The sequence below is a fragment of the Bacillota bacterium genome (assembly GCA_012842395.1).
Lineage (GTDB): Bacteria > Bacillota > SHA-98 > UBA4971 > UBA4971 > UBA6256.
The window spans coordinates 1-4,294 of sequence record DUSX01000055.1; the positions used below are offsets into that span (position 1 = coordinate 1).

Sequence of the window (4,294 nt, forward strand, 5' to 3'; positions counted from 1 at the left end):
CTGATGCTCGTCGGGTACCCACACAGGTGTAAGGTCTCCACTCCGTAGCAGCCTTGCGAGCTTCTTTGCATCCCTCCGGTCTGTCTTGACGCGCTCGCCCGGCTTCCTCGGAACCAGTGACGGCGCGACTACCATGCATGAACAGCCCATCGCTATAAGCTGCCTGTATATCCCATACCCACAGGGGCCAGCCTCATAGCAGAACCTCAGACTCTTTGGCTCGCCCAGCTTCCTCACAAGCTTGGCTATCGCTTGAGGTGAGTTAGGGATCACACCGAGATCCTCTACGTCCTTGTCATTCCTTCGCGCCACCGCGACAGCGATCGAATCCTTGTGAACATCCAGCCCGACGAATGTGGTATACTTCATGGTGCCGGCCTCCTTCGCTTGTAGCTCTGTACTGGTGGATCTTACCTCTAGTATATCCTACGAACCGCGAAGCAGGGGCCGGCCCTTCCGTTATGTCTTTTCGATTGACGTTTGCATGAAGAGTGGGACTGCAACAACAGGGTTGTCGAGGCCGGTTACCTGGTCGCGGTAACCGTGAGCAGCGTGGTCTGGCACGAGACGATGGGCACCCAGAGGCATTTCCAGTAGGTTGCCGAGGCTCATGCCAATGCTCAAAGATACCTCAGCAGATGGGGCCAGTTGGGGCCGCGCATATAGCGTCGTCCGTCTCTTCTGCCTTGCCTGCGTCTTCGGCGATAGAGAGCTTTGCACTTTCCACGCCGGCGTACCTACCACTGCGGCCGCTGTCGCTGACGGCCCATCCGGAAGGGTCAGAGAGGCGCCTCCCTCTCGAAGAGCGGTCGCCATGGCTTCCCGCGCATCCCTGTCATGTTCGGCGTTCAGCCTTCGCGGGGTTGAAACGACGCAGCCGGCCCCGTTCAGGAACATGTTGGACTAGGTTTGCCGATCCGGAATGGACAAGCATGCGGCTACGGCCGGCCGACAAGATCATCCCTCCCGCTCACCCGCCCGGAGTCGTGGCAGCGCCTGCCGCCCCTCCGCCGAAAGCCCGCACCACATCTTCCAACAACTCCGAAGCTGTGCGGGTTATCTCAGCTATAATCCCGCTTGTAGCTCCATGCACATGAACGCCGGCGATCGCGACCACCACTCTATTGAGCTCACGGGCAGCCTTTTCTGCCATAGGCTTTGCTATCTCGTCATCCTTGTGCCCGACTACAGCGTACACCGACGTGGTCGAGCTTGTAACGGTGGGATCGGCAAGGCTCGGGCGCGGTATGGCAATTGCCACAGCGCCTATATGAGGTTCGTCGCCTCCGGTGAGCACGATAACTAGCCCACAGCCGGCCTCAGATGCTCGAATGAGCAGCCTCTTCGAACCATCCCCTGCTGCCTTTACGAAAACGCGCTCGCCAGGGCACGGTGGGGTCTCGGCTAGACCGCTCGTCTTCTCACCAGGTATGTGAGACTCACTTACGGAAGTCAACGATTCAAATGGAAGACATCTCCGGTCGCTTGTTGACACGTGCTACCTCCCCACGTACGGCGGCAGATCTTGTGCTCGACGCCGAGCACATCCAAGAGTCTCGCAACAAAACCGTCGACAATATCGTCTATGCTTTGCGGCTTCGAGTAGAATGCAGGATTCGGCGGCATCACGACCGCTCCCGCCTGTGCCACTTTCAGCATGTTTTCAAGGTGAATGACGGAGAGCGGGGTTTCTCTAACAGCCAGGACCAGCCGCCTTCCCTCCTTTAACGTGACGTCCGCCGCTCTGGAAACAAGATTGTGTGAAAACCCGTTGGCTATGCTTGACAGGGTTTTCATACTGCAAGGGGCAATAACCATGCCCGAAGTCCTGAACGATCCGCTGGACACAGGAGCGGCCAGGTCGTCCTCATCATACGAATGACAAGCGAGAGCCCTCACCTCTTCAGGACGACGACCCGTCTCAACTCTGATCGTTTCCTCCGCCCACCTCGTGATAATGAGATGAGTCTCGACCCCTGCGTCCCTCAACGCTTCGAGCACCCTCACACCGTATATCGCCCCGGACGCTCCTGTTATTCCAACGACGAAAACCCTTTCTTTCATCTCACCACCTCGCAACAGGCCGACAAATGCTGCGACATTCAACCTAACAACCAACGCCTGACGCCCAATGACGGTGACAAGAACCGGTCAGGCGTGCCTTCAGCACAGAAGCGATTCTAGATGCAGTCTCCGCTCTGGTGGCTTGCTCATCCAGGCATTCTAGGAGAACGCCAGTCGCAGCAACCACCTCGTCATGAGGGCCAGGGAGCGCGACCATCATCATACCGTCAGCGGTGCCCACCGCGATCCTCACCCCAGACTTCGCATGCCTCCCAGTCCCCTTTGTAAACTTCACCGTATACCTCGTCTCCGCACTCGGGTCTAGCCTGAGCGCGGCTTCAATCGTGCAGTCCTTCTCTTCCGCCCCAACGCCTCCAGTAGTGATCGCAAGCCCGTAGCCTTCGTGGGCCACTTTCCGCAGGGCCCCCCGCTATCGACTCAACATCGTCCGGCAGGATACCGCCCACCGTCACGCAATAGCGCTTTTCTGAGAGGCGCCGCGCAATCCACGGCGTGTTGGTGTCTTCAATCATTCCCCTCTGCACTTCGAAGCCGGTTGCAAACACCACGACCCGCTTCTCGAGGCGTGACTTGATTTCAATGCTCATCTCGGTGGCCCGCTTCATCGCGCGAGACCCAGTTTCACGGTCAACGGATATCAGGCCGAGAATGCCTTCGGAATGAACCGAGGCATTCTTCGTAAGGGTCACGCCATCGAGGAGGCTCAGCCTCTAGAGCAATTCCGATTCCTTTCCGAGGATGTGCTCGGCGTCTATGTCCTCTGTGAGGAGGTCCAGTGTGACATGATCGTCTCCTACGTCCACTACGATCACCCGATCCTGCGGAAGGCTGAGAAGCCCTGCCGTAACCTTCGCAATGTCACCCAGATTCGCGCTGGAAAGGACGATCCCACGAACCCATGGTTCGGTTTTAGCAAGCAAGTTTAGCTTCATGTTTGGTACAACCCCCTCACGCGAGGAAAGACAGTGGATGCCAGGACGATCGCGGATACCAGGATGGCAAAGAGCTCAGCCTACAGAAATGACGTCGAACCTCAACTGCATCATGGGAGCATCTACAATCGCCGTCCCTATGTCCACAATGTCTGCGCCCAGCGCGCCGATGCGGCCGATGTCCTCTATCCTGATTCCTCCCGCGAACGCAACCCTCACGCTCTTCCGAAGGCCTTCCTTTTCCAGGCGGCGAATCGCTTCTCTCAGGTCATTCTCATTACCGGTATCAATCATGATTATAGCCGCGCCAGCGCGGGCCGCCTCTACAGCCTCTTCGTCGATCGGCCCCGTCTCGCCTTTCAGCTGCACAACCAGTGTGCGTCCCTCCATGCGTCTTGCCGCCTCGAGGGCTTGCACGATTCCGCCCAAGATCCTCACGTAGTTCTTGTCGAGATAGACGAAGGGGTGCTCCGCGATCCTGGTGCGAAGCCCACCCAATGAGGCGGCAGTTCTGAAGGCTTTCTTGCACTCAGGCGGTACTTTCTTCCACGCGCCCGCGACCACTTCGACGGTCCCACCCGCAGCTTCGGCTGCGGCGCGCGCAGCGGTTGCAATTCCCGACGGCTTGGCTATAATCCCGATTACTATGTCCTCGGTCATGACCACACCCTTGGGTGTTCCCTGAACCCTCAGCAAGGGTTGCCCTGCCTTCACGATGGAGCCATCTTTCGCCAGCACATCTCCCTTGAGCCCCAATGATCTCGCCGCCTCGGCGGCCTCCAGGAGCCCAACGGCGACGCCGCCCTGCTCCGTCGTGAGGACTGCTGTCACCTGAGTGTGTAAGAGATGGTTGAAAAGCTCGTCTCTGATGTCTTTGACCGGCGAAGTCACGAGGTTGGCCCGATCATCGTGGAATTTCACGTAGCGCACCCCCACATGATTTTTCATGCGTTTGCTACCTCGCCCGTGGTAGTGACGAGAACCTTGCCCCTTAGGCGCACCCATAGCAGCGGTAACTTCCGATAACCTGCCACGCGTCGGAACCTCCGCTCTGTTTCCTTGAGCCCTGCCAGTGTCCACCTCAAGACCTGGTGTCGACAATCAAGTAATTCACCCATCTGAGACGCAAAAGCGTCAAGGAATTCACCCAGGGGACAATCACGGAATTCACCCACCCCGCAATCACGAAATTCACCCGGGGGTCAATCAAGGAATTCACCCACCCTGGGTGACGCGCAGTTGCCAGATCTGCCATTCTGATACCAGGAGGTGTCAGA

Annotated in this window: 6 protein-coding genes; all 6 read right to left on the reverse strand. The window is 58.1% G+C overall.

The annotated features are described in order from the left end of the window. On the reverse strand, positions 1-369 hold a 369-nt coding region (locus tag GX515_13345; GenBank protein ID HHY33977.1), incomplete at its 3' end, for an IS110 family transposase. A gap of 601 nt (positions 370-970) precedes the next feature. Then, a complete protein-coding gene (locus tag GX515_13350) occupies positions 971-1,495 on the reverse strand; it encodes a hypothetical protein (GenBank protein HHY33978.1) in 525 nt (174 codons plus the stop codon). Then, positions 1,453-2,064, reverse strand: a complete 612-nt coding sequence (locus GX515_13355; protein HHY33979.1) for a UbiX family flavin prenyltransferase — start codon at positions 2,062-2,064, stop codon at positions 1,453-1,455. Before GX515_13355 ends, GX515_13350 begins: the two co-directional genes overlap by 43 nt. 43 nt (positions 2,065-2,107) lie before the next feature. After that, complete coding sequence (locus GX515_13360; GenBank protein ID HHY33980.1) at positions 2,108-2,476, reverse strand: hypothetical protein; 369 nt, start codon at positions 2,474-2,476, stop codon at positions 2,108-2,110. 319 nt (positions 2,477-2,795) lie between these two features. Further along, the gene (locus GX515_13365) at positions 2,796-3,017 is read right to left on the reverse strand and encodes a hypothetical protein (GenBank protein ID HHY33981.1); all 222 of its coding nucleotides are present in this window, start codon (positions 3,015-3,017) and stop codon (positions 2,796-2,798) included. A 75-nt stretch (positions 3,018-3,092) separates the two neighbouring features. Then, a complete protein-coding gene (locus tag GX515_13370; GenBank protein ID HHY33982.1) occupies positions 3,093-3,965 on the reverse strand; it encodes a hypothetical protein in 873 nt (290 codons plus the stop codon). Positions 3,966-4,294: the final 329 nt, after the last annotated feature.

Coding starts and splice junctions, on each gene's coding strand:
- GX515_13355 (HHY33979.1), bottom strand. CDS start 2,064: ATGAAAGAAAGGGTTTTCGTCGTTGGAATAACAGGAGCGTCCGGGGCG.
- GX515_13365 (HHY33981.1), bottom strand. CDS start 3,017: ATGAAGCTAAACTTGCTTGCTAAAACCGAACCATGGGTTCGTGGGATC.
- GX515_13370 (HHY33982.1), bottom strand. CDS start 3,965: ATGAAAAATCATGTGGGGGTGCGCTACGTGAAATTCCACGATGATCGG.